Below are 25,083 nucleotides of genomic sequence, written 5' to 3'. Positions count from 1 at the left end.
CAAGGTGAGACAAAGGGGACAGGTGATTTTGTCTCACTTTTCGTGGACAGAGGGACAGGTTTTTCTGTCCACACCGTTGGAGAAGACGCCTCCTTGCAAGAAATTGCACACTAAATGCGAAAAAAGGTCCGTCCCCGATTTGCACGATTTGCACACAAAAAAAAACTGTGAGGCCACAGTTTAGTGAAGAGGAGATTTATGTTAGAAAATTTAAAGACCTGTCCTTCCGGTGCGGAAAGCAGGCCTAAACAGGCGTTCCTTCGGCAACCGGCTGTCATGACTGCTTTGCAGTGTTAGACCCTTGGCTTTGCGTCCCTGCCTTTCAACAGGTTTGCCCTGAGCGAATGTCATTTTATCGTTCAGATTATCACAGGCTGCATTTTTTGTCAAGCTATGCCAGATAATGCCTGTCCGCAAAATTTACTGCAGCTCCGGCGGCTTGGCCAACCGCCAGGGCGGAATTTGCGTATCCAGCTCCTGTAAGGAAACCGGCCACTCCGCATCTTTTAAAGCCTGAAAATCCCCAGACTTGCTTAAACCTTCATGAAACTTCAAGTCCGCCTGCAAAAGCTGCTGTGCTTCCAGCAAAGCGGCATTGGTCTGCTGCAGCGACCGTAGTATCTGCTTGTTGGTTTCGGCCTGACGCAGCGTTAGCTGCTTAAGCAGGTTCTGCATCTCCAATAACTTCTTTTCGCTACCTTCGGGCATAATAAACACCTCCCGGCGTTATTTTTTCCCAACAATAAAAAAATAGACGGATGCGCCGCCTATTTTTCCGCTGTTCTTAACTTTTGTATTTTTTCTCCCAGGGCGGAGAAAAAATGATTGTGGTTTATTTCCGCATAAGCCGGGGTGAATCGGTCCGGCACCGGAATAATGCCCGGGTCCGGGCCGGGTATATCCACGGTATGGCGCAGTCCGTCCCGCATGATTTCCAGCTCCAGGTCGGGTCCGGCCATGGCCAGCAGATTTTTGTACATGGCTGTATCATGGACCGCAAACCGGTTCATGGCAAGAATAACATCATGGGGCTGCAGGCCTGCCTTTTCCGCCGGAGAACCGGGAAAAACATCCATCACCTTCACCCCTTTGTCCGGTGCCACAAACAAAGGCTGCCTGGAAAACTCCCGCTGATTGTTGCGCATGATTAAAAATTCGTGGCCAAAGGGAGCAAACAGGGCGGCGGGAATCATCACCAGCGGCTCATAAAAAGCGGCAAAGGCCACGGCGATGAGAACCACGCTGTAGAGGCCGAGATTAACCGCAGATTGTTTACTTTTTTCCCGGGGCGGAGTGGAGACAGCCATATCGCCGTAACCCAGTCCGGCCACAATGGGCATCAACATATACATCAGCGTCTCTCCCGGGCCGGGCACGGAGCCGCTGGAAAGCAGTGGCCACCACTGAGGCATACGTGCCGCCCCAATGGCCGCATCAGCGGCTTCCATAGTAACCACCATGGCCACCAACCCCACCAATGGCAGGGGCCAGAATTTTTGTAGCGAAAAACCGCCCACCACACCATGGTCGGTTTTAATATACAGTGGGCTGGGGAAAAGGTGTCCACTCACGGCAATAAGGAAACTCTCCGTAAGGTGAAGTATGCCGATTAAAACCAGCAAACCCGGAATATGGAGGCCGGCTAGCTGAGCCAACAACTCGGCCAGGAATCCGTCACCCTGGATCAGTGCCGGCCAGTGAGCAGACATTATTCGCAGCAGTGCGGAAGCAAAACCCACCAAACCACCGGCATAAGCAAAGCACAGGTACCGGGGATGGACCAGCATCAGGATGATGGCCAAGGGCCAGACAAAGGGGAAGATGCCGATTTCTATCAGAGAAATTCCGAAAAACACCAGCAAAGCACTGGCCAACAGTCCGCCCGCCAAGCCAAAAACGGCGGAATAGGCTACCTGCCACCCTACAGGATATTTCGCCCGCCCCAACAGTTGAGCTTCATTGCGGGCCACCCTTCTGTATTGAGAGGTAATCAGTAAAACCACTATCCAAAACAGGATGTTTAGCGGAAACATGGCATAGGTGCCCAGAAACAGACGGACGATCTGCATAAACTCCATCTGCCCACTCCCTCGCTACATTTTTTCCAGGATAACTTCCACCGCTTTTTGCATCTGAGTATCGTTTTCTTCCAGCAATCGGTCTATTTCTTCATTTAGTTGGGTGCGGGTCTCCAGATTCAGCTCACCGGTAGCATTTAAACCGTGTTCGTTCTGGAAAGAACGGACGGCCCGCTCGGTGGCGCTGTCGTAGACACCGGTATCATTAACATTATAATCCAGACTCTTAAGCATCTGCTGCAGGAACTGGACATTCATGTCCTCATCGCCGGGCTTCAGGTCTCTGGCCACCCGATGAAAAAGCACGCGCAGCTCGTCAGGCAGTTCCACCTCTACATCCGGCTCCAGGCCCACTTCGTTAATGTCCCGGCCATTGGGCGTCTGGTACTTGGCCACGGTATAGCGCAATCCAGTGCTGTTGGCCAAGCCTTCCAGATGCTGTACCGTTGCCTTGCCGTAGGTCTTTGTACCCACCACTGTGGCGGTACCGGTATCCTGGAAAGCGCCGGCAATAATTTCTGAGGCGGAAGCACTGGCACCGTTAACCAGCACAACTATGGGATATGGTTTTTCTGTTCCGAAGGACTGGTACGTTTCCAGAATTTCTCCGTCCCGGTCCACCATGTGGGTAATGGGTCCGGCCGGCAATAACTCCCGGGCAATTTTTACCGCTTCATTGAGCAAACCGCCGGGATTATCCCGCAAATCGAGAATCAAGCCACCCATATCCTCCGTTTCCAACTCCAACAGAGCTTCGCGGAAAGTTTCCCCGGTATGCTCATCAAAGTTGGTCACTTCAATATAGCCGATGCCCGACTCCAACATCTTGGGAAAGACGCTGGGCAGCATGATACTCTCCCGGATAATTTCTACGGTAATGGGTTCATCCACCCCGTCCCGTTCCACTGTGATGGTGACCGGTGTCCCTTCCGGACCGCGCATCAGCTGGACCGCTTCCATGGTGGTAATACCTACAATATCTTCCCCGTCTACCTCCACGATGCGGTCACCGGCCAACAAGCCGGCGCGCTCACCCGGAGTATTTCTGATGGGTGAAATAATGGTAATATAATCGTCCACTGAGTTGATTTCCACGCCAATTCCGGAAAAAGAACCGTCAATGGTGATCATCATCTCTTCCCAGTGGGAGGGATCCAAAAAGCTGGTCTGGGGATCGTCCAGCGATTCCACCATCCCCTGAATCGCCGCCGTTAACAGCTCTTCCTGCGAAACCTCATCAAGGTAGCGGTCTTCCAGAATGGACAACACTTCCAAAAAAGCTGCCAATTCTGCGGACTTCTCCTCAGCAACGTTATCGTCACCGTTTTCCTCAGCAGCGGGAGGCATGTTCACAGGCCAGCGATAGGCATTCCGGGTAGCGCGATAGGTAATCAGATTACTGAGAACCAGCGCCACAGCCAGCATAATTATGATTCGTCTTTTCAAACTAAAGACACCAACTTTCAGCCTAGTTTTTTCAGTCACTAACACAGACTTAGAATGAATAAATGAAATTCGCCCTAATTATCATTATAAACCTATCACGCGTTTTTTTCTACTGTAGATTCCACCGCAATATCTGACAAGAAAGGCGCACTCTTTCGGTTTCCTCAGCGCGCGCTTTTGTACTGCCACATTAGCAGCTTCGCTATCTCCGAAGCTTTATAATGCTGGCAGTACAAACAAGAACGCACCCCAGTGCAAGGTGCGTTCACAAGTCTATGCTATTGAATATATGGCAGTGGATTGACCCTCTCGCCGTTTATCCGAACTTCAAAATGCAGATGCGGTCCGGTAGAAGCGCCTGTGGAACCTATTACCCCTAAGGGTTGCCCACGCCCTACCGTTTCCCCGTTGCTGACGTGGAAACGGGCCAGGTGTGCGTAGGCTGTGGCAACACCGCCTCCGTGGTCAACAATTACCAGGTTTCCATAGCCCCTCCGTTGTCCCGGAAACTGATCCGGGAATATGTACGCTACCCCTGAATCGGCAGCCACCGTATTAACGGGAGCTCCGCTTCGGTTACGGGGATACCGGCTGTGCGGTATGGCTATATCCACACCACCATGCCATGCTCCGGGAGCCCCGGTTATGGGATTAACGCGTGTCCCGAAGCGGGAAGTAATCCATGCCGGACCATATTCCGGCACGGGCCAGACCATTTGTCCCGTACCGCGGGAAGCAGGTGCACTGGCCCGGGCAGCGGCAGCCTGCAGCTGCTTAATGGTTTCTTCCAGCTGTTTAGCTTCCGCTTCCATGGAGCTTACAGCTTCATCCATTTCCCGAAAAGCCTCTTCTAAAGCTGATGCCAGTCGTTGCTGTTCGGCCTGCTTCTTTTCCAAATCAGTACGCTTGGCAATATTCTCCCGACGTAACAGTTCCAGTTCCTGGCGCCGGCCTTCCAGCTCCTCTTTCATCGCCACAATCCGGGCCCGTTCTTCCCGTAACTCGGTTAGAATGGCCTTATCTTCCGCGATAATTAGCTGTAAATCATTGTAGCGGGTTAGAAACTCGCCAAAGGAGGAGCTGCTAAACAGCACATCCAGGTAACTGACGGCGCCGTTTTCATGCATGGCCCGCAAGCGCACCGCCATGACCTGATCCATTTCCTTAATGCTTGCTTCAGCGTCGGCCAGTTCCGCCACTATCTTCTCAATCTCGGCCTCCGTGGCACTGATCTGGTTGCCAATGGAGCGCAATTCGGCCTGAATAACCCTGGTTTCGGCCTCCAGGCGGCGGATTTCCCTTTCTACCCGCTCCTGTTCCTCTTTGTTCTGCTGCAGCTCTTTCTTCTGATCATCAATGCCCCCGCGGACGGAATCAAGTTCCTGCTGCTTATCACTAATCTGATTGGCAAAGACCGGCAGAATACCGGTGCCCAACAACAGCACCACCAACAGCAAAACGATTCCCGCTTTTACCTTCGACAATTCCATCCCTCCCGCACTTAAACTTTCAGGAACCTGCGCATAGAAACCAGGCTGCCCATTCCGCCGATGGCGGTCCCCAACAGGAGCAACAGTTTCGCCAGTTCACTGATAATAACTTCCGGAGCTACCAACGGTAAAAAATACAGATTGAGGCTTGTCCACGCCACCACTTCGCCGTACACAAACACCAGCACCAGCGTGGGCATCAAGGCACCCAAAAACCCCAATAATACCCCTTCTATCAGGAAGGGCCAGCGCACAAACCATTCCGTGGCCCCCACATACTTCATAATCATGATTTCCTTGGAGCGGGCATTTACGGTGAGTTTGATGGTGTTGGCAATCAGGAACATGGCCGTCAGCGCCAACCCGGTCATAAAGGCCATCCCCACCCACCTGATGGTACCGGTAAACATAAAGAGCCGCTCCACCACTTCCGTGCCGTAGTCCACCCGGGCAATACCCTGCATTCTCTCCAACTGTGCCGCCACCGCCGGAATATCTTCCGGAATAATGGTGCGGACTTCAAAAGAATCACGGAGCGGATTTCGGTCATCCTCATACCCTTCCACCAGATCGCCCAGTTGGTCCCGCAGGCGGTACAGCGCTTCGTCTTTGCCCACGAAGCGGACTTCCTCCACCTGTTCAAGCTGAATTACCTGAACCCGCAGCGAATCCACTTGACGGGTGGATAATTCCTCATCCACATAAGCGATAATCTCCACCTGATCCTTGATATCTTCCGCCAAATGCTCCACGTTAATATTCAACAGCAGAAAACTGCCCAAAATAAACAGGGTTACCGTCACAACGCCCACTGAGGCAAAGCTCATCCAGCCGTTGCGAAAAATGCTGCTGAACGCTTCTTTGATGTAATATATAAAGTTTCTAATTAGCATGCTGGCAGTATACTCCTCTCTTTTCGTCCCGCACAATGTTGCCATTGCTTAGCACAAGAACCCTCTGCCTCATGGTATCCACAATATCCTTGTCATGGGTAGCCATAACAATGGTGGTGCCACGAATATTAATATTTTTTAATGCATCCATAATGCCGGTGGATGTCTTGGGATCCAAGTTTCCGGTGGGTTCATCGGCAATAATCAATGTGGGCTGATTCACAATAGCCCGCGCCAGGCAAACACGCTGCTGTTCACCGCCGGAAAGCTCCTGCGGCTTCATTTTTGCCTTGTGGGATATGCCCACTACCTCCAGGGCCTCGGGCACACGACGCCGGACTTCACGGCCAGGAGCACCGATAACCTGCATGGCAAAGGCCACATTGTCATATACACTGCGATTGTTCAACAGTCTGAAATCCTGAAAGACCACACCTACATTGCGCCGAAACAGCGGTACTTCCCTGCGTTTTAGCCGGGTGATGTCCCGGCCCTGTACTCTGATACTGCCTGAAGTGGGCAAAAACTCACGGCACATTAAGCGGATTAGCGTTGATTTCCCTGCGCCGCTTTCCCCCACTACAAAAACAAACTCTCCACGCTCAATACAGACGTTTATGTTTTTCAACGCTGACACGCCGTTTGGGTAGGCCATGGAAACGCGTTGAACTTCAATCATTTTGTCCTGGTCACTCCATTCCTGCTTTAACATTGGGTTTAGCTTAACAAAATCTTAAACTTCCTAATAAACACTTAACATAATTTCGACAGCAATCTAGAAAAACCTTTTACCTGCGCCACTTTTTTTGTATATTTTTTGTAAAATCCCCTCAAGTGTTGGCGTATCTGACTTCCCTTTCCACAAAGGAGTTTTTGCCTGCCGGACAGAAGAAAATACAGTAAGATAGAAAAACAAAGGAGGAACAGATATGAACATCCTGATTGGCGGTGCCGCAGGCCAGGGCATGGAGACCATTGCCCAGCTGCTGGGCAAAGCGCTGGTACGGACAGGATATGGCGTACTGAGCGCCAAGGACTATATGTCAAGAGTGCGCGGCGGACACAATTTCACGCGCCTGCGCATCGGCAGAAAAACGCCCTGGACGGCCGACGGCCCAATTAACCTCCTGGTGGCCTTAAATGAAGAGGCCTACCAGATCCACAGTGCAGACCTGGCCGACAATGGACGGATTATTTTTGACCCGGAAGAATTTACCCCTGAAAACAAGAATGACAACCAAGTGGCGGTGCAGTTGGAGAAACTGGCTAAAGATGCAGGCAATAAGATTATGGCCAACACCGTTGCCGTAGGAGCGACCCTGGCACTGCTGGGACTGCAAACAACAGAAACGGAAGAGCTATTAACTGAAACCTTTGGCAAAGAACTGGCGGGGAAGAACATCCTGGCCCTGAAAGCGGGCCACCAGGAGGCGGGCAAACAATGTGAGACCTGCTTGACCCTGCCGGATAAACAGGAGAGAGGCAAGCAACTTTTCCTGGACGGCAACTCAACACTGGGAATGGCGGCGCTAGCCAGCGGCTGCCGCTTCCTTTCCGCTTATCCCATGACTCCGTCCACCGGCATCATGACCTATCTGGCCGGCAAACAGGACTCCCATGACGTGGTGGTTGAGCAGGCCGAAGATGAAATTGCCGCCATCAACATGGCCCTGGGAGCTTCTTTTACCGGGGCCCGGGCCATGACCTGCACCTCAGGCGGCGGGTTTGCTTTGATGGTGGAAGGACTCTCCCTGGCCGGCATGACGGAAACACCTTTGGTAATTGCGTTGGCCATGCGCCCCGGACCGGCCACCGGCCTGCCCACCCGCACCGAGCAGGGTGATTTGGAATTTGCCCTCCACGGGGGACACGGTGAATTCCCGCGCGCCATTCTTAGCGCCACCCATGCCGAAGATGCCTTCTACCGGCTAAATAAAGCTTTTGACCTGGCGGAGAAATACCAAACACCGGTCATCTTCCTCTCAGACCAGGATTTCGGTGACACCGCCCGCTCCATCCCACCCTTTGATTTCTCCAAGCTATGCTACAGAAGGCATCTGGTGAGCGAAGATAACCTGAAAAAACCCTATCAGCGCTACCGCATCACAGAAAACGGCATCTCCCCCCGGGCACTGCCAGGCCAGTTTGCCGGAGAAACGGTATTGGCCGACAGTGACGAGCACGACGAAAACGGTAACATTATCGAAGACGCCGAAACACGCACCAGAATGGTGAGGAAAAGAATGAAAAAAACGGCCCTGCTGGCCGCTGAGATGGATGAACCCAAAATAACAGGGGAGAAAAGTGGCGACATACTGCTAATTGGCTGGGGCTCCACATACGGTGCCCTGCAGGAAGCCCGACAGCTGCTCAGCAAGACAGGACAACAGGTCACACACCTGCATTTTGCCGACCTTTGGCCGCTGCGCTGCGCCCAGATCAAGTCACTCTTTCCCCGCTTTAAACAGAGAATTTGTGTGGAAAACAATGCCACCGGCCAGTTTGCAGCCCTCCTGCGTCGCGAAACCGGCCTGAAAGTAGACCGGGAAATCCTCAAATTTAACGGCAGGCCCTTTATGGCCTCCGAAATTGTCAGGGAGGTGCAAAAAGATGTGTAATGCCAAAGATTATCTTATTAACGAAACCGCCTGGTGTCCCGGCTGCGGCAACTTTGCCATTCGGGAAGCACTGGCGGCGGCGCTGGCAGAATTAGAACTGCCCCATCATCAGGTCCTTTTGTGCTCCGGCATCGGCCAGGCGGCAAAAATGCCCCATTATATCAAGGTCAACGGCTTTAACGGCCTGCACGGCCGCGCACTGCCCCCGGCCATCGGCGCCCGGGTAGCCAACACATCCCTGAAAGTTATCGTAGAATCCGGTGACGGCGACACCTACGGAGAAGGAGGCAACCACTTTATCCATAATATCCGGCGCAACCCGGACATTGCCCATTTCGTCCACAATAACCAGATCTACGGCCTCACCAAAGGGCAGGCCAGTCCCACCAGCGAGACCGGCATGAAAACCAAGGTCCAGACCGCCGGTAATATCCTGCCTCCCTTTAACCCCCTTTCCACCGCCCTGGTGATGGGAGCCGGCTTTATGGCCCGTTGTTTTTCCGGAGAAAAGGACCACTTAAAAGAAACCATGAAGCAGGCCATCCAGTTCCCCGGATACGCGCTAATCGACATCCTGCAGCCCTGCGTCTCTTTCAACAAACTAAACACATACGGCTGGTACAAAGAACGGGTTTACCACCCGGAAAACCATGACCCACAAAACTGGCAGGCAGCCATGGAGCTGGCCCGACAGTGGGGCGACGAAATACCACTGGGCATCTTCTACAACGTCCCTCACGAAACCTTTGAATCTCACTTCCCCACTCTCCGGGGCGAACCCCTGGCCACCCGCCCCTTTAACCCCGCCGACCTCTCCTCCCTCCAGGACGAATTCCTCTAACGGAAAAGCGTGGACAGAGGGACAGGTTTATTTGTCCACAATTCATTCTCAAAAAAGCGCAGTCTGCATGCAGCAGATTGCGCTTTTTGCTGTCAAAATGGGACACGGGGACAGGTCAACTGTCCCATGCTTACTGGGAGAATCAGTTCCTTTGCTTAACTAAAAAGCTAACCCCTTGTGTCTTCTAAAAGAGCAGTCTGGCATATTTCCAGACTGCTCTTTATAATGAGACAAAATCACCTGCCTGTCCTCGCAGAGGGTCCCCTTTGTCTCAGATTAGCTTTCGGGGCCGGGTCTGAATCCTTCGCCTAGAACGTCCTGGGCGTTGCCAACGATAACAAAGGCTCGTTCGTCCACTTCGTGGACAATGTTTTTTAGCCGGGGCACTTCCGACTGGGAAACCACGGTAAGTACCATGTCCCGGTCTTCTTTGGTATAAGCGCCCTTACCGGTGAGTATGGTGGCGCCACGGTCCAGGTCACGCAGGATACGCTCCGTTATAGCCTCGGTATGACTGGAAATAATCAGGGTCGCCTTGCTGTTGCTGATACCTTCCTGCACCAGGTCAATCACCCGGCTGGTGACAAAAAGTGAAATCAGCGCATACATGGCCAACTCCAGGTTAAAGACAATACCGGCCAGAGTCACCACCAAAAAATCCACACTGAGCAGGCTTTGCCCCATGGTGAAGCCAAACAGTTTGTTCAGCACCTGAGCAGCCAACACCGTACCGCCGGTGGAACCCCTTGCTCCAAAAACCAGGGCAATACCTACACCCATCAGAATGCCGCCGTACAAAGAAGCCAGCAGCAAGTCCTCGGTAACCCGCGGCAAAAAAACCAATAATTCCACCATTAAAGAAAGAGAAACCGCGCCAAACAAGCCGCGGACAATAAATTTCCAACCAAAAAGTTTTGCTGATAACAGAAATAACGGCAGGTTTAACAAAAAAATTGTTATACCCATCGGTAAACCCAGCAGATGAAAAAGGATTACACCCAGGCCGCTAATGCCGCCGGCCGCAATCTGATTGGGAATAAGAAACATCTGAAATGCAGCGGCCACCACTGCGGTACCAAGTAAAACACCGGTATATTCCCTTATAATCTGAAACCTGGACACACGCACACCCTCCAGTCTAACCGTTCTCGCCGGCAGTCTGACGCAGGTAGGATTCTATCAGTTCATCAAGATCTCCGTCCATTACGGCGTTAATGTTCCCCACTTCCACCCCGGTCCGATGGTCCTTAACCATGGTGTACGGCTGGAATACATAGGAGCGAATCTGGCTCCCCCAGGCAATTTCCTTCTGCTCACCGCGCAGGTTACTCAGCTCTTCTGCCTGCTGCCGCTGATAGAGGTCCGCCAGGCGGGCCTTGAGAATCTTCATGGCCCTGTCGCGGTTAGAATGTTGGGAACGCTCATTCTGACACTGTACCACAGTCCCGGTGGGAATGTGGGTAATCCGCACTGCAGAATCGGTGGTATTAACATGCTGCCCCCCGGCCCCGCTGGCCCGGTAGGTATCAATTTTTAGATCATCGGGAGAAATCTCAATTCCACTGTCCCCTTCTTCCACCTCGGGCAGCACGTCAAGGGACGCAAAAGATGTGTGGCGCCGACTGGCGGCATCAAAGGGAGAAATACGGACCAACCGGTGAACACCGCGTTCCGCCTTCAGAAAACCATAAGCATTACGGCCTTTAATCAGGAGCGTGGCACTCTTAATCCCCGCTTCATCACCGGGCAACAAATCAAGAACCTCTACCTGATAATTTCTCCGTTCCGCCCAGCGGGTATACATCCTAAGCAGCATGTTGGCCCAGTCCTGCGACTCGGTCCCGCCGGCTCCGGGATGAATGGCAATGATGGCGTTGTTGGCATCATACCGGCCACGAAACAGTACAGCCAATTCCAGCTTGTCCATTTCGGCAGCCAGTTCTGCTGCCACCTGCTCCGCATCCACCCACAGTTCCTTATCCCCTTCATCCTCTGCCAGGGTCATGGTTACCTCCAGATCATCCAACTTACGGCGGACATTTTCCAGAGGCTCCACATCGTCGCGCAGTGCTTTTAACTTCTGAATAGTCTTTTGCGCCTGCTCCGAGTTGTTCCAGAATTCAGGCTGAGACGATTCTTTTGTCAGTTTTTCTATTTCCTGCTGTTTGTTGGCAGCGTCAAAGAGACCCCCTCATTTCGTTCAGACGCTCGCGAAACTGCTGATACATCTCCTTTAGTTCGGAAGACATTCTGACACCTACTTCCCACAACATTTTTTATGCTTTTTACCGCTACCACAGGGGCATGGTGCATTGCGGCCCACTTTATCAGACTTTGCCGGGCCATGCACCGCCGTACCATCACTGGGCGGAGTTTCATTGGTAACCGCCACAGCCTGACGCTTCGGCGGCGCCTTCACCTCAACACGGTATAACCTGCCCACTGCTTCTTCTTTCAGGGAGCGGATCATTTCATTGAACATTTCATAAGCTTCGTATTTGTATTCAACCAGCGGATTACGCTGTCCGTAAGCCCGCAGGCCCACGCCATGACGCAGGTCATCCATGGCATCAATATGATTCATCCATTTGGTGTCCACCGCCCGCAGAATAACCACACGCTCCGCTTCACGCATGAGTTCCGCACCTATTTTTTCTTCCCGTTCACTATAGAAATCAAAGGCTGCCTGCAAAAGCATCTCGCGTATCTCATCACGGTTTTTCTCCTGCAGATCACTGACCGCAAAGTGCCTGGGCGGCAGAAAGACTGCCTCGGCCCACTCCAATAGGCCGGCCAGATCCCATTCATCTTCGTAAACCTGCTCGCTGGCATAATGAGCGATGGCATCATCAATTAGCTCCGGAACCCACTCCATCACCGTATCCCGCAGGTTCTCTCCTTCCAGAACACGGCGGCGCTGGCTGTAAATTACTTCCCGCTGCTCATTTATCACATCGTCGTATTCCAGAATGTGCTTGCGGATATCAAAGTTACGCGCTTCCACTTTCTTCTGCGCCGTTTCGATGGCCCGGGTAATCAATGGATGGTCAATCTGGGTATCCTCATCCAGCCCCAGCTTCTCCATTACACCAAAGATATTATCGCCACCGAAGAGGCGCATCAGGTCATCTTCTAGGGAGATATAAAACTGACTGGAACCGGCGTCACCCTGACGTCCGGAACGTCCTCGCAGCTGGTTATCAATCCGCCGCGATTCATGGCGCTCCGTACCAATAATATGCAGTCCGCCGGCAGCCACAACTTTTTCCCGCTCCGCCTTGGTTTCCCGCTCATATTTTTCAAGCAGTTCACCAAACCGTTTACGGGCCGCTTCTTTTGCCGCCTCATCAACTTCATCGCTGGTCATTAAATCTTCAATATGCATGCCCTTCTCGCTGCGGAATTCATCTTCTGCCAGGGACTCGTGATTTCCGCCCAGCACAATGTCTGTACCACGGCCCGCCATGTTGGTGGCAATGGTCACCGCACCAAGCCGCCCGGCCTGAGCGACAATTTTAGCTTCCCGGTCATGCTGTTTGGCGTTTAGCACTTCATGGGCAATACCGCGCTTTTGCAGCATACGGCTCAGATCTTCGGAAGTTTCAATGGAGATGGTCCCCACCAAAAGGGGCTGACCGGTATTGTGGCGCTCCACAATCTCCTCCACAACCCAGCGGAATTTACCCTTTTCCGTTTTATAAATGGCATCCGGCAAATCCTGACGGATCATGGGCTTGTTGGTGGGTATCTCCACCACGTCCATGCCGTAAATCGCCTGGAATTCCGCTTCCTCAGTCCTGGCGGTACCGGTCATCCCCGCCAGTTTACTGTACATGCGGAAGTAATTCTGAAAAGTAATGGAAGCCAGCGTCATGCTTTCCTTGGCCACTTTCACCTTTTCCTTGGCTTCAATGGCCTGATGCAAGCCGTCGCTGTAGCGCCGGCCGTACATCAGCCGGCCGGTAAATTCATCCACGATAATAATCTGCCCGTCTTTAACCACATAATTGCGGTCACGTTTCATCAGGCCATATGCCTTCAGGGCATTTTCCACTTTCTTTTTGATTATATTACGGCGCTCCGCCTCCTGGCTTCCCTGCGCCTGCTCTTCTTCCACCTCTTCATAGACTATATCCTCTTCACCGTACAAGCCCCGTTCACCCAAAAGGGATTCAACCTTTTCCTCCCCCTCTTCGGTGAGCACCACAGAATGAGCCTTCTCATCCACGGTGAAGTGAGTTTCTTCTTTCAGACGGCTCACAGCGCTGTCAACCCGGGAATAATCCTCTTCCTGTTTATCGTCTTTCATCTGCCCGGAAATAATCAGCGGAGTTCGGGCCTCATCAATCAGAATACTGTCCACTTCGTCCACAATGGTATAATGCAGCGGCCTTTGCACCAGCTGCTCCCGGTACAACACCATGTTATCCCGGAGATAATCAAAACCGAACTCATTGTTGGTCCCATAAGTAATATCCGCCGCATAGGATTCCCTGCGCTGCACCGGATCCAAACCATGCACAATCAAGCCCACCGAAAGGCCCAGGAATTCATACAGAGGCCCCATCCATTCCCTGTCCCGGCTGGCCAGATAGTCGTTAACCGTAATAATATGAACGCCGCGTCCGGTAAGGGCATTCAAATACGCCGGGAGCGTGGCCACCAGTGTCTTACCTTCACCGGTTTTCATCTCCGATATCCGGCCCTGGTGCAGCACAATACCGCCCAGCACCTGCACATCAAAGTGACGCATGCCCAGAACCCGGCTGCCCGCTTCCCGCACCACCGCATAGGCTTCAGGCAGAATCTCCCACAGCACGTCCTGCTCCGCCTGATACAGCTCTTTCTCCGCCTCTTCCAGCACCCGGCGTTCAGTGGCATCCGCATTGGGAGAAAGCTGTGAACGCTCTTGTTCAACCTTCTCTCGCAGACCCGCCACCCTCTCATCCAGCCGCTGTTTAAACTCGGTGGTCTTATTGCGAAGCTCATCATCAGCCAAAGCCCGCATTTGCTCATCAAAACTATTCACTTTTTCCACAATGGGATTTAATTTTTTCAGTTCCCGTTGATTGGGATCACCAATAATTTTAGCTATGAGGCCGCGCATGCAATACCCTCCATTTTTGTATAATTAAGAAAGGCGCGCTTATTAAGTTCCCTCAACGCGCGCTTTTCCATACCGGTTTCCTTAGCAGCTTCGCAAACTGCGAAGCGTTTTAATTTCCTACCGGTACAATAAAAGGAACCTTTCGGTTCCTTTGCAGAATCCACCGTTATTTTACCATTATTTCTTGGCTGATACAAGTACGGCAGGCTCTTCCTCTCCCACCATCCGCCGCTGGATAAAAAGAAACACACCCATCACAATCAGGATATCACCCACACTGATTACCTGCGCCACCGGCGAGATCCTTGGCAGGGCAATCACATCAGCTAAAAACCAGAGTCGTGTTCCTTCCGTCAGCAAAACATGGGTTCCCGTAGGGGTACCGCTACCGCCCGCCGCAGCAATGGCATCAGCGGAAACCGGCATTCTGCCCCCGTTGGCCGCAATCACCACAAAATTCAGCAGGCTCCCCAGCCCAAACAGTTTAATCCCGGGCTGAGCCAGATTAAGCCAAACCGCATAGAAAAAAAGGATATAGGCTGCAATTTGCAGTCCCGGTGCATAGGTAAAACCTGCATTCTCCACCACACCCACCAAGGCCCGCATCACTAATGCCACCCACACCAAAGGCATGGCTTTCAGGCTAACATCACCCAGCCGCGCCAGTTTCCCCCCTCGCAGTAGGCCTACCACCACAGCCAGGAGAATTCCCAGGACAATCACTCGATTTCCCCCCTGCGCCGCAAAACTTTAACAAAAGCATTAACCACCTGTTCGCAAAACTGAGTATTACAGCAGCGCCGCAGCTCGGCCACAGCTTCCTGCTTACTCATGGGATTACTGTAGATGCGTTCCGAAGTCATGGCATCGAAAGCATCGGCCACACCCACAATCTTTGCTCCCAGTGACATTTTATCCCCCGGCAGGTTATCAGGATAGCCACGTCCGTCGATGCGTTCATGATGATGGCGCACAATATCGGCATGCTCACCGATAAATTTAATATTACTGATAATCTCCGCCCCCACTGCCGAGTGGGACCGTACCAGATCAAATTCATCATCAGACAACCGGCTGGGCTTATTGAGAATCTGCTCCGGAATACCGATTTTACCGATATCATGCATTAATGCCAGGTACTCCAGTTTCTCTACAAAGTCTTCCGGCAGTTTTAACTCCTGAGCAATCTGTACGGTGTATTGTGCCACCCGCTCCGAATGACCGTGAGTATAATGATCTTTGGCGTCGATGGCCTTGGTTAATGCTTTAATAGTGCTGATGTATTGGTTGCGCATGTCAATATACATAATAAATGTGTGTCGTGCAACCATCAACGGTATTAATAGCATCAAGACTCCGTAAAAACCTATGTTAAGATGTACAGCAGCAATCAGGATACCTAAAGAAGCAGTTGCCAGAAGGTTGGGCACAGACCAGCTAAAACTGGTCAACCAGACGCCAAGAAATGACCGCTTCTCCGATAAAGAAATTACGGTCATTACCAGCATAGTGTTCGCTAAAAGATATATAAAAACACTAATTGTGATTGGCAGCAGATCAATAGATAAAGAGATGTTTCCAACCGTTCCACCCAGTAAGACAAAAATTTCACCAGCAACTCTTGTTGCAATAGCCATCTGTGCAGCATTAAAAATCATCCGGTGAAGTTTAGTGCGGAAAAATTTAAATGTTCTAACGTGGAAAATAAGTGCAGCACTTCCCCAGGCTGCTGCTGTAGGGCCAAAAATGATTAACATTGCAAGGCTGATTGCATAGCTAACCGATACATAACCTTGGCCGCGAGGAATAGGTACGTCGAGGTGCTCTAATATAATATACAGGATTACAAACAAGAAAAAGTGCAAGCCAAGCTCTCTAAAATCAGGGCGATCTGAATATAATACAATTAGCCCTATCAAAGTTACGAAAAGTATATATATTTTGATTTGAAGTGGCTCTTCTTTAAATGACATAATCTCTTCCAAAATATAAAAAAAGGACCGACTTCTTAGTAAGGTTTTAGAACCACTTAAAAGCAGCACCACCAGCAAGTACGAGAGTCGCCAGCGCTACGATAGCACGGATAACTTTTGCCATTGAGAAAGCCCCCTTTACGGTTTCCTCTACCGTGGTCCGCTAGATGACGGCAGGTAAACCGCTTCGCTCGGGGTTAAAGGAGAGTGTCGGTCCCTTTTTTTTGCTATGATAAATGTCAAATATCAATAGGAATGCGTCTGTTGATGGCATCGAGGGTGGCTCTGACCACCGCTTCTTTTTCATCCTGTTTAATCAGGGCGCTGCCCACCAGATACTCTTCGCTGGGACCCTGCATATATGTAAGGGCGGCGGAAATCATGTTGCGCCTCCCCATTGGGTATTGCACCACATCTTCAAGAAACACGGTGGTGCCGGAATCCAGAAAATCATTGAGCGCATTAAGGGTAGCTTCGGCAAAGAGGCGTAACCGGTTTGAACTGGAATTTACGCCGCAGCTTTTTCCCTGACAGGAACGCTTGTCCGAGGTAAGTTCAACCAGAGCTTCCAACTGACTCCCCTGCAGGGAATACTGGATGGCTGTAAATTTGACACGCTTGTCCTGCAAAAGCTTTTGCTCGTTTTTGAGTTGAACAACGGATATTTTTTTATGATCAAGATCCAACCCGTACTCGACGCGAAGCAGAGTTTCCACATCCCGAACCAATTGTTTGGCGTTTCTGGTATCTTCCGCCAGGATATGAATCTCTTCGATTTCTTTATTATCGCCGAGCACAATATTTACCGATATCACATCGCGTATCTGTTTAATCAGGTTCTCACATTCAGCAAGCCTGATTTCCTTTGGAGCATCGGCCAATTCAACCCCTCCATCTCTGTATGAACTTTGGATGTGCTCCCCCGAAATTTAAAACTTATTTGGCAGAAATTTCAATACTACTAACCATATTTCGACCCAGTATGTGAAAATCCTTCCTAACTAGGAAAATTAGCTCTAAATCATACAGCCAATTTCTTCCACGAAAGCCCAAATGCAGCCGGTTACCAGAGAATGGCCGCCTAACAGTACTGGTATTTTACTTTGGGTGGCAGCCCGGGTAAATTCCCGGACAAAGGGATTCTGCACCTTTTCATAGTCACCCAGATCGGAATAAAAACGGTCCGCATCGCTAAGGGGCTGTTTCATATGGGCAAACAGGACCCGGGTATCTATAAGTGCGGCGTCAACCGTTTGTTCCAGATAGGAAAAGAAACGGTCCGGCCCTATTTCTTCCAGCCAAAAACCCAACAGCGACACCACTTCATTTCTGTCCAGCCGTCCCAGGGCCTTCATGCCCCGTTCCTCGGAAAAAATGCGCAGGCGCACTTTAAAGTTATGGTTAATGCGGGCAATGGCCGGCGCGCCAATACGTCCAATCATGGCCACGTCGGGATAATTGCTTTTTAAAACATCTTTGAGCCGTCTCACAGCAGTGGTGTCTAACTGCAGTTCATCAAGGGCTTTGCGCAAATGGGGCCCGCCGAAGGGGGAGTCAGCTAGCACCAAAAGATCTGATGGTGTATCAATATCAAACTGGGTTCCCAGTGTAGTGGGCATCAGATTTTGCTCAAAACGGGCATCATAGCGCAAAAGCAAAACCAGGGCGTTATCGGTGGCAGGCAGTTCATGCCGGCTCAGCACCTCTGCGGGATTAAAAGCCACCATGTCTGCAGACTGGACATTATTGGTGACATAGCGACCCTGCTTTTCCAGGACGCGACGGCAGGCTTCGGCCAATTCTTCCCGTTGTACCAGTGGCAGGGCCGCTCCCCCCAGGCATATCACCGCCTGCATCTGATGCTTCTGTACCAAACGCAGCAGTTCCCGGCCAAAATGAAAGTCTGCCGGCGCCGCTTCATTCATCTCTATATGTACCTCACTGCCGGCAAGGGCGGCAATCTCCGGCTGGTTGGTGGACAAAAACACCCGTCCCACTTCGGGCAAAGACAGTAGTTTGGCCAAATTATCCTGCAGTGCTGCGCGCCGGGCACAAATCAGCATCTCTTCCACAGCGCTATGAGCTTCGTTACCTTCAAAAATCACCACATCTATCATTTGCAAAACCTCCCTGTTATCACTTCATCGCTGTTTTTAGAAAAAAAGAAACACCCCTTAGTATTCTACACGGTTTTTCCGCCGTGTGTCTACCAAGGGGTGTCTTTCCTTATTGTTTATTTGAGAGCCGGTTCAATTAAGCCGTACTTGCCGTCTTTACGCCGGTAAATAACATTAACATCCTCATTATCGGCGTTCATGAAGACAAAGAAGTCGTGGCCCAGCAAATTCATCTGCAGAATTGCTTCCTCCACCGGCATGGGCTTCACCACAAAGCGTTTTGTCTTCACCACATCCCAGTCTTCTTCTTCATCTTCCACCTGCGGCAGTTCATTCATGGCTTTAATGCCGCCTCCCTGCCGTGCTTTACGGTTTATGCGGGTCTTATATTTGGCAATCTGCCTTTCCAACTTATCCACCACACTGTCGATGGATGCATACATATCACCTGTGCTTTCCTCCGCACGCAGGATCATTCCCTCAATGGCAGCGGTAACTTCTACTCTGTGCATCCCGTGCTCCACAGTAAGCGTTACCTGTGCCTCTGTATCAACATCAAAATACTTGTCTATTTTACCAATCCGTTTATTCACATACTCCTCTAAAGCGTTGGTCACCTCAATATTTTTGCCGCGTAGAATCAATTTCATCTCGCTCATCTCCTTCCCGCTTTTTTCTAGTATTAACCTTTAGTCTATAAAAATCCTGCCCAAAATAGCTTAACAAAAGATAAATAACTTAAGAAAAAGCGGGGATTAAAAAAATCCCAAATTTCTTTGGGATTTTTTATCCTCATATAATTTCACTGCCATCGCTGGCTACAGTTTTACAACGTTAGCTGCCTGCGGTCCGCGGGTGCCTTCAACAATTTCAAATTCAACTTCTTCCCCTTCAGCCAGAGATTTAAAGCCTTCCTGCTGAATTGCGGAATAATGAACGAATACATCCCCACCGTCTTCTCTTTCGATGAAACCGTACCCTTTTTCCTGGTTAAACCACTTTACTTTTCCGAGCAATTTACATTCCTCCTGAAATAAAACTATGCTACTGCAAAAGCATTAACACAGCATAAATTTATCATAAATTGGCAAAAAAGTCAATGTGACTATCTTCCCACAACGGCCACATAAACCTCGCCAACCCCTGCTTTTAAGAGTGTCTGGCCCGCAAAATGTGCGGTGGCACCTGTGGTGAGCAAATCATCAACCAACAACACCCGTTTGGGCAGCTCAATGTCCGGGTCCGTGTCAAAGGCACCGGCAACGTTGTTCCAACGATGGGCTGCGCCCAGCTTTGTCTGGCTATCTGTGGATTTGGTCCTGATGAGGCTTTTTTTCACCGGCAGCTCCAACTCCGCGCCAATTACCTGTGCCAAAAGCAGAGCCTGATCATACCCCCGCTCCAACAATTTATCTGGATGGAGCGGCACCGGAACCACTGCCCCCAGCGCCGGCCATTGGCTGCGCCTTACCTGCCGGGATACTAACTGCCCCAGCGGGCCCGCCAAATCCTTTCCACCTTTATACTTGTATTTATGGATAGCTTTCTTTAGTTTTCCTCTGTAAAGGCTGACGGAACAGGCGGCGGAAAACGAAAAAGCGCGGTCTCCACAGGCGGAGCAAACTTCGGCCTGGCCAACATGAGGATAGGCACACCGCCGGCAGCAATTTTGGGGGTCACTGACTTCTTCCAGACAGGGGTCACACACGGTACCGATTTCGTTTTCCAAATGATTACGGCTGCGGCAGAAAATACAGCGCGGCGGGAACAACAAATCTAACAATGGTGTCAGCAAGCTCAAAATTTTCGCCTCCCAGACTAAGTCTTTTCGGCCAGCCTGGCCGCTAACCTGGTGTAGCGTGCCTCTACCTTGTTGTTTTTTACTGCGATAGCCAATGCTTTTTTTGTTCCAACCAAAACAACAAGTTCCTTAGCACGGGTAATTGCTGTGTAAAGTAGGTTCCTCTGTAACAATATGTAGTGTTGTGTAACTACCGGTAGAACTACTATGGGATATTCGCTGCCCTGACTTTTATGAACAGACACCGCGTACGACAAAGACAGCTCGTCCAGTTCAGCCTGATCATAAATCACCTCCCGCGCTCCGGCCACATCGGGGAAACGGACGATCATTTCCCCGTCCTCTTTGTTGATAAAGGAAATAAAGCCGATATCGCCGTTAAACACTTCTTTCTGGTAATTATTGCGAATCTGCATTACTTTGTCGCCCAGGCGGAAGTTGGTGCCGCCGCCTTTCATCTCTGTTTTAAAAGGTGCCGGCGGATTCAGGGTTTTCTGCAGGTGGACGTTTAGGTTATCAACCCCCAGCAGGTGGCGTCGCATGGGGGAAAGCACCTGAATATCGGCGATGGCATCGCTGTTTTTATATTTGGGCAGGCGGCGTCCGCATAAATCCAGAATCATGCCCAGAATCTGTTCCGGGTCTTTCTCATTGATGAAGAAAAAATCGGTGGCCTCCCCGTTTAACTGCGGCATTTCCCCCTGGTTAACGCGATGCGCATTGCTGATGATGGCACTTTCGCCGGACTGGCGAAAGATGCGGTCCAGCTTAGCAACCGGCACCGCTTCAGAATTAATAATATCCCGCAGCACGTTACCGGCGCCCACCGAAGGCAGCTGGTCCATATCACCCACCAGAATCAGCTTGCAACCGGGGGGGATAGCTTTGAGTAAATGGTAAAACAGCAGCAAATCAACCATGGACGCTTCATCCACAATAACCACATGGCTTTTAAGCGGCCGCTCCTCATTGCGCTGGAAAGAAAACCCCTCCCCTTCGGTTTGGGCATACTCCAGCAGCCGGTGAATGGTTTTAGCTTCCATTCCGGTGGCTTCCGTCATTCTTTTTGTGGCCCGCCCCGTGGGTGCAGCCAGCATCACCTCCAGCCCATGCTGCTGAAAAAGGGCCAGCAAAGAACGGATGGTGGTGGTTTTTCCTGTACCGGGGCCGCCGGTGACCACTAATAAACCGGTGTCCAGAGCCTGCTGCACCGCCTGCTTTTGAGCGGGAGCCAGATTAATCCCCTCTGCCTCCACCCTGCCCAGATTAACGGTATCCAAAGAAAGCTGATAGGAAGCGATTTCCCGCAGGCGCTGAGCCACATAACGCTCAGCGTAGTATAAAGGAGCCTGGTATACCGCGGCCTCTCCCTCATATTCCTCCTGCATCAGCTGCCCGCCCTGGCAAAGCTTCTCCAGTTGAGACTGCACCGATTCCGTTGACAGCGGACTGTCTCCGGTGGACAATGCCTCCACCGTCTTTTCCAGCAAACTGTCCCGTGGCAGGAAAACATGGCCTTCATCCTGTGCCTCTTTTAGTAAATATAACAGTGCGGCCCGGATGCGGTGGGGTGAGTCGGCGGTTATCCCCATCTCCAGAGCCATTTTATCTGCGGTTTTAAAACCCACACCAAACACATCTTCTGCCAGGCGATAGGGGTTTTCACTGACCCGGGCCACCGTTTCCTCGCCGTATTTACGATAAATACGGGTAGCAAAACCGATGGTCACGCCATAGCTTTGCAAAAAGGTCATCACTTTCATAATTTCCTGACGCTCCGCCAAACTGTCTGAAATAGTGGCGGCCTTTTTTACCCCGATTCCCTCAACTTCACACAGCCTGCCCGGGTCATTTTCAATTATCTCCAGAGCATCCACTCCAAAATGCTCCACGATTTTTTCCGCGGTGGAAGGGCCCACGCCTTTAATGAGACCGGAGGCAAGAAACCGCTCAATGCCTTTTTCATTATGCGGCAGGACAACTTCGTATTGTTGCACCTTAAACTGGCGACCGAACTCTTTGTGCTGGAACCAGTCGCCCTGCACTTTAAGTCGCTCACCCACTGCAAACTTTGGCATATTACCGATTATGGTGTTTAAGCCATCATCGGCACAGCGCAGGCGCGCCACCAAAAACAGCGTTTCTTCGTTATAATATGTAATTCGTTCCAGGGTCCCTTCCAGACAATGCATTGTTTCCCCTCCGCTTGATGTATTCAACACGAAGTGTCGTTCTCCTGCCCAGTAGCAACAAACATATGTACGGGAGGCAGACCTCCCGTTTTTCGGGCTCATTATTTTAAAACGAGACCAGCTCGGTTACTTCACGGGCAGTTTTTCTGACCCGGACCTTTTGCACCAAGGGCCCGCCGGTGCTGCGAAAGATGTTTTTAGCGATAACCTCATCCATGGCTGCGGCCAGCTGGGCTTCGGTCAGGTCTTCCTTGGGGAAAGGAAGGTTGATGGTAAACAGTGAACCTTCCTCATTTCTGAATATTAGTTGTAAAGTGGTTTCCACCACGTCACCTCCTTTCTGACAGCGCTTTTTTTACTCTACAATCAGTTCACCGTCATCCAACCGCCGCAGAACACGTACCGGCAGCTCCTGCAGCTCCAAAAGAGCCTGCATCACATCATACAGATCCTGATGCGTTGTTTCCGGATCTATTCTGCCGAAAGTGCGGCTGACAAAAATGGGATTGCCTTCGTTGTCAATGCCGTTTTCCAGGGTAACCTGACAGCGTGAATAATTCTTTTCCAAAATCACAGCCATCTTGCTCACCTCCCTTTTTGCCTTTATCATCTTGCATTGTGAGTATATATTGGAATATTTGTCCGCGACAAATAAGGAGTTTGCTTAGCAACAGGCAACAAATAATAACTGGACACCCTAAGTAGGAAACCAGCATTTTTATAATTAACTTTACTAAACATATAACAGCTTTTTGCCAGGGCACAAAATATATTTGGAAATTTTTTGTTATTCACTGGAACCTTTTTGTCTTTAAATGCATCTATAATATAGCGGCACTGTTCATACAGTAGGGAGGGGCGGCATTGATTCTGAGAAAATACATACTATTGTTTATCATCTGCAGCCTGTTTCTTGTGGGTTGCACCCCACAGGAAAATACCATACAAGAAATTACGGATACCGATTTGGGAAGTATCACAAAAATCGTCTTTGTCCACAGTACGTCCGGTGAAAGTATAGTGACGGAAGACAGATTAAAGATCTGGGAATTCACCGGGTATCTGGAAGACTTTGTCCTGCAGGAAAGCAGCGATCAACAGGAGCGTACAGAGGATCGGTGGGCAGCGGAGTTTTACGAAAACGGTGAGAAGGCCTTTCAAATTACCTTTGCAAAACCACTAGAAATTAACGGTACAGAATACGAAATTTTAGAACCGCAACTGGATATTGAAGCCGTAGAGCGCTTCATTGATAAACTGCCTGAAAACGATTAAAGGGTGACGCAAAATGCGTCACCCTTTTAAAATACGGTTTTTACTTCAGGCCGGCTTCGTCTTTAAGCAAAGCGGCTTTATCTGTTTTTTCCCAGGGGAGGTCCAAATCATCACGGCCGAAATGGCCATAAGCGGCAACGGGCTGGTAAATGGGCCGGCGCAGCTCCAGGTTTTGGATAATGGCTGCCGGACGCAGATCAAAGTGCTGATTAATCAGTGCTTCAATTTTTTCTTCGGCGATCTTGGCGGTGCCGAAGGTTTCCACCATTAAGGAGAGGGGACGGGCCACACCAATGGCATAAGCCAGCTGAACTTCACACTTATCGGCCAGGCCTGCGGCCACCACGTTCTTAGCCACATAACGGGCTGCGTAAGCGGCGGAACGGTCCACTTTTGTCGGATCCTTACCGGAGAACGCGCCGCCGCCATGGCGGGCATAACCACCGTAAGTATCCACAATAATTTTCCGGCCGGTGAGGCCGGCGTCACCCTGCGGGCCACCCACCACAAAGCGTCCTGTGGGGTTTACATAGTACTGAGTGTCTTTGCTCAGGTATTCTGCGGGTACAATTTTATGTACCACCGCTTCCAACACATCTCTTTTAATGATATCCAGGGACACATCTTCCTGATGCTGGGTAGACACTACGATGGTGTCAATGCCCACCGGCTTACCGTCCTCGTATCTTACCGTCACCTGAGTTTTTCCATCGGGACGAAGGTACGGGAAGGTACCGTCTTTGCGCACCGCTGCCAGCTGCCGCGCCAGTTTGTGAGCCATGGCAATGGGCAGGGGCATCAGCTCCGGCGTTTCATTACAGGCATAGCCAAACATCATGCCCTGGTCACCGGCTCCGATTGCTTCCAGTTCTTCTTCGGAGTAATTGCCCGCCTTGGCTTCAAAACAACGGTCAACACCCATGGCAATGTCCGGAGACTGTTCATCAATGGAGGTTAAAACAGCACAGGTATCGCCGTCAAAACCATATTTGGCCCGGGTATACCCGATATCCTTTACGGTCTTACGCACAATTTTGGCAATGTCCACATAGCAGGATGTGGTGATTTCACCCGCTACCAACACCAGGCCGGTGGTTACAGAAGTCTCCGCCGCCACCCGCGCTGTAGGATCCTGCGCAAAGATAGCATCCAGTATGGCATCGGAAATCTGGTCACAGACTTTATCAGGATGCCCTTCGGTGACCGATTCCGAGGTAAATAAAAAGTTTTTGCCCATCATTCATACCCCCTT

General features: G+C 50.9%; 23 protein-coding genes and 1 riboswitch. Of the genes, 3 read left to right on the top strand and 20 right to left on the bottom strand.

The features are described 5' to 3' along the window. Window positions 1-259: 259 nt before the first annotated feature. Window positions 260-346: riboswitch (cyclic di-GMP riboswitch) on the bottom strand. Between the two features lie 74 nt (window positions 347-420). The 6 genes from DEALDRAFT_RS05725 to ftsE all read right to left on the bottom strand — a co-directional run bounded on the left by DEALDRAFT_RS05725 (window position 421) and on the right by ftsE (window position 6,586). Then, window positions 421-708: a hypothetical protein gene (locus DEALDRAFT_RS05725; protein ID WP_008515715.1), complete on the bottom strand. Its 288-nt coding sequence runs from the start codon at window positions 706-708 to the stop codon at window positions 421-423. A gap of 59 nt (window positions 709-767) precedes the next feature. After that, window positions 768-2,078: a PDZ domain-containing protein gene (locus DEALDRAFT_RS15910; RefSeq protein WP_008515713.1), complete on the bottom strand. Its 1,311-nt coding sequence runs from the start codon at window positions 2,076-2,078 to the stop codon at window positions 768-770. A gap of 15 nt (window positions 2,079-2,093) precedes the next feature. Continuing rightward, the gene (locus tag DEALDRAFT_RS05705; protein ID WP_050780774.1) at window positions 2,094-3,524 is read right to left on the bottom strand and encodes a S41 family peptidase; all 1,431 of its coding nucleotides are present in this window, start codon (window positions 3,522-3,524) and stop codon (window positions 2,094-2,096) included. Between the two features lie 278 nt (window positions 3,525-3,802). After that, window positions 3,803-5,008: a murein hydrolase activator EnvC family protein gene (locus tag DEALDRAFT_RS05700; RefSeq protein ID WP_008515709.1), complete on the bottom strand. Its 1,206-nt coding sequence runs from the start codon at window positions 5,006-5,008 to the stop codon at window positions 3,803-3,805. Between the two features lie 17 nt (window positions 5,009-5,025). Further along, complete coding sequence (gene ftsX, locus DEALDRAFT_RS05695; protein ID WP_008515707.1) at window positions 5,026-5,907, bottom strand: permease-like cell division protein FtsX; 882 nt, start codon at window positions 5,905-5,907, stop codon at window positions 5,026-5,028. After that, entirely contained in the window at window positions 5,897-6,586 is a 690-nt protein-coding gene (gene ftsE, locus DEALDRAFT_RS05690) for a cell division ATP-binding protein FtsE (RefSeq protein WP_008515705.1), read from the bottom strand. Before ftsE ends, ftsX begins: the two co-directional genes overlap by 11 nt. A gap of 250 nt (window positions 6,587-6,836) precedes the next feature. On the opposite strand from ftsE, the gene DEALDRAFT_RS05685 reads away from it, so the two are divergent. Then, window positions 6,837-8,525: a 2-oxoacid:acceptor oxidoreductase subunit alpha gene (locus DEALDRAFT_RS05685; protein WP_008515702.1), complete on the top strand. Its 1,689-nt coding sequence runs from the start codon at window positions 6,837-6,839 to the stop codon at window positions 8,523-8,525. Beyond that, window positions 8,518-9,366: a thiamine pyrophosphate-dependent enzyme gene (locus tag DEALDRAFT_RS05680; protein WP_008515700.1), complete on the top strand. Its 849-nt coding sequence runs from the start codon at window positions 8,518-8,520 to the stop codon at window positions 9,364-9,366. The genes DEALDRAFT_RS05685 and DEALDRAFT_RS05680 overlap by 8 nt, the downstream gene beginning before the upstream one ends. A 276-nt stretch (window positions 9,367-9,642) precedes the next feature. On the opposite strand, the gene DEALDRAFT_RS05675 is transcribed toward DEALDRAFT_RS05680, so the two are convergent. The 13 genes from DEALDRAFT_RS05675 to DEALDRAFT_RS05615 all read right to left on the bottom strand — a co-directional run bounded on the left by DEALDRAFT_RS05675 (window position 9,643) and on the right by DEALDRAFT_RS05615 (window position 23,136). Then, a complete protein-coding gene (locus tag DEALDRAFT_RS05675; RefSeq protein WP_008515699.1) occupies window positions 9,643-10,488 on the bottom strand; it encodes a YitT family protein in 846 nt (281 codons plus the stop codon). Between the two features lie 16 nt (window positions 10,489-10,504). Next, window positions 10,505-11,615 (bottom strand): peptide chain release factor 2 gene (prfB, locus tag DEALDRAFT_RS05670; RefSeq protein ID WP_196776603.1). Its coding sequence is split into 2 segments (ribosomal slippage): window positions 10,505-11,545 and window positions 11,547-11,615, totalling 1,110 coding nucleotides; the frame shifts between segments, so codons are not numbered across the junction. A gap of 8 nt (window positions 11,616-11,623) precedes the next feature. Further along, window positions 11,624-14,473 (bottom strand): preprotein translocase subunit SecA, encoded by a 2,850-nt coding sequence (gene secA, locus DEALDRAFT_RS05665; RefSeq protein ID WP_008515695.1) that lies wholly within the window; start codon window positions 14,471-14,473, stop codon window positions 11,624-11,626. A 177-nt stretch (window positions 14,474-14,650) separates the two neighbouring features. Beyond that, window positions 14,651-15,196 (bottom strand): DUF5317 domain-containing protein, encoded by a 546-nt coding sequence (locus DEALDRAFT_RS05660; RefSeq protein ID WP_008515693.1) that lies wholly within the window; start codon window positions 15,194-15,196, stop codon window positions 14,651-14,653. Next, window positions 15,193-16,446, bottom strand: coding sequence for an HD-GYP domain-containing protein (locus DEALDRAFT_RS17540; protein WP_008515691.1), 1,254 nt, complete (start codon window positions 16,444-16,446; stop codon window positions 15,193-15,195). Before DEALDRAFT_RS17540 ends, DEALDRAFT_RS05660 begins: the two co-directional genes overlap by 4 nt. A 239-nt stretch (window positions 16,447-16,685) precedes the next feature. Next, window positions 16,686-17,327 carry a hypothetical protein gene (locus tag DEALDRAFT_RS05650; protein ID WP_008515689.1) on the bottom strand — a complete coding sequence of 214 codons (642 nt, stop codon included), beginning with the start codon at window positions 17,325-17,327 and terminating at the stop codon, window positions 16,686-16,688. A 135-nt stretch (window positions 17,328-17,462) separates the two neighbouring features. Then, window positions 17,463-18,563, bottom strand: coding sequence for a hypothetical protein (locus DEALDRAFT_RS05645; protein ID WP_008515687.1), 1,101 nt, complete (start codon window positions 18,561-18,563; stop codon window positions 17,463-17,465). A 116-nt stretch (window positions 18,564-18,679) separates the two neighbouring features. After that, the gene (gene hpf, locus DEALDRAFT_RS05640; RefSeq protein ID WP_008515685.1) at window positions 18,680-19,213 is read right to left on the bottom strand and encodes a ribosome hibernation-promoting factor, HPF/YfiA family; all 534 of its coding nucleotides are present in this window, start codon (window positions 19,211-19,213) and stop codon (window positions 18,680-18,682) included. 168 nt (window positions 19,214-19,381) lie between these two features. Further along, a complete protein-coding gene (locus DEALDRAFT_RS05635) occupies window positions 19,382-19,579 on the bottom strand; it encodes a cold shock domain-containing protein (RefSeq protein ID WP_008515683.1) in 198 nt (65 codons plus the stop codon). 89 nt (window positions 19,580-19,668) lie between these two features. Continuing rightward, window positions 19,669-20,364, bottom strand: a complete 696-nt coding sequence (locus DEALDRAFT_RS16710) for a ComF family protein (RefSeq protein WP_008515681.1) — start codon at window positions 20,362-20,364, stop codon at window positions 19,669-19,671. A gap of 17 nt (window positions 20,365-20,381) precedes the next feature. Further along, window positions 20,382-22,556, bottom strand: coding sequence for an SF1B family DNA helicase RecD2 (recD2, locus tag DEALDRAFT_RS05625; RefSeq protein ID WP_008515679.1), 2,175 nt, complete (start codon window positions 22,554-22,556; stop codon window positions 20,382-20,384). 106 nt (window positions 22,557-22,662) lie between these two features. Then, window positions 22,663-22,881 carry a DUF2922 domain-containing protein gene (locus tag DEALDRAFT_RS05620; protein WP_008515676.1) on the bottom strand — a complete coding sequence of 73 codons (219 nt, stop codon included), beginning with the start codon at window positions 22,879-22,881 and terminating at the stop codon, window positions 22,663-22,665. A gap of 30 nt (window positions 22,882-22,911) precedes the next feature. Continuing rightward, window positions 22,912-23,136, bottom strand: a complete 225-nt coding sequence (locus DEALDRAFT_RS05615) for a DUF1659 domain-containing protein (RefSeq protein WP_008515674.1) — start codon at window positions 23,134-23,136, stop codon at window positions 22,912-22,914. A gap of 284 nt (window positions 23,137-23,420) precedes the next feature. Here DEALDRAFT_RS05615 and DEALDRAFT_RS05610 point away from each other — a divergent pair, with 284 nt between their 5' ends. Continuing rightward, complete coding sequence (locus tag DEALDRAFT_RS05610; protein ID WP_008515672.1) at window positions 23,421-23,831, top strand: hypothetical protein; 411 nt, start codon at window positions 23,421-23,423, stop codon at window positions 23,829-23,831. A 40-nt stretch (window positions 23,832-23,871) separates the two neighbouring features. Here the strand turns inward: DEALDRAFT_RS05610 and metK are convergent, their stop codons facing one another. Further along, window positions 23,872-25,071 (bottom strand): methionine adenosyltransferase, encoded by a 1,200-nt coding sequence (gene metK / locus DEALDRAFT_RS05605; RefSeq protein WP_008515670.1) that lies wholly within the window; start codon window positions 25,069-25,071, stop codon window positions 23,872-23,874. Between the last annotated feature and the right edge of the window lie 12 nt (window positions 25,072-25,083).

It is taken from the genome of Dethiobacter alkaliphilus AHT 1 (genome assembly GCF_000174415.1).
Lineage (GTDB): Bacteria > Bacillota > Dethiobacteria > Dethiobacterales > Dethiobacteraceae > Dethiobacter > Dethiobacter alkaliphilus.
The sequence above is the reverse complement of the archived record's forward strand: the minus strand, read 5'-3'. Positions and strand labels throughout refer to the sequence as shown.

Bases quoted from the DNA above. Each gene is read 5' to 3' on its own strand.
- DEALDRAFT_RS05725 (WP_008515715.1), bottom strand. From the start codon at position 708: ATGCCCGAAGGTAGCGAAAAGAAGTTATTGGAGATGCAGAACCTGCTT.
- DEALDRAFT_RS15910 (WP_008515713.1), bottom strand. From the start codon at position 2,078: ATGGAGTTTATGCAGATCGTCCGTCTGTTTCTGGGCACCTATGCCATG.
- ftsX (WP_008515707.1), bottom strand. From the start codon at position 5,907: ATGCTAATTAGAAACTTTATATATTACATCAAAGAAGCGTTCAGCAGC.
- ftsE (WP_008515705.1), bottom strand. From the start codon at position 6,586: ATGATTGAAGTTCAACGCGTTTCCATGGCCTACCCAAACGGCGTGTCA.
- DEALDRAFT_RS05685 (WP_008515702.1), top strand. From the start codon at position 6,837: ATGAACATCCTGATTGGCGGTGCCGCAGGCCAGGGCATGGAGACCATT.
- DEALDRAFT_RS05680 (WP_008515700.1), top strand. From the start codon at position 8,518: ATGTGTAATGCCAAAGATTATCTTATTAACGAAACCGCCTGGTGTCCC.
- secA (WP_008515695.1), bottom strand. From the start codon at position 14,473: ATGCGCGGCCTCATAGCTAAAATTATTGGTGATCCCAATCAACGGGAA.
- DEALDRAFT_RS17540 (WP_008515691.1), bottom strand. From the start codon at position 16,446: ATGTCATTTAAAGAAGAGCCACTTCAAATCAAAATATATATACTTTTC.
- DEALDRAFT_RS05645 (WP_008515687.1), bottom strand. From the start codon at position 18,563: ATGATAGATGTGGTGATTTTTGAAGGTAACGAAGCTCATAGCGCTGTG.
- hpf (WP_008515685.1), bottom strand. From the start codon at position 19,213: ATGAAATTGATTCTACGCGGCAAAAATATTGAGGTGACCAACGCTTTA.
- recD2 (WP_008515679.1), bottom strand. From the start codon at position 22,556: ATGCATTGTCTGGAAGGGACCCTGGAACGAATTACATATTATAACGAA.
- DEALDRAFT_RS05615 (WP_008515674.1), bottom strand. From the start codon at position 23,136: ATGGCTGTGATTTTGGAAAAGAATTATTCACGCTGTCAGGTTACCCTG.
- metK (WP_008515670.1), bottom strand. From the start codon at position 25,071: ATGATGGGCAAAAACTTTTTATTTACCTCGGAATCGGTCACCGAAGGG.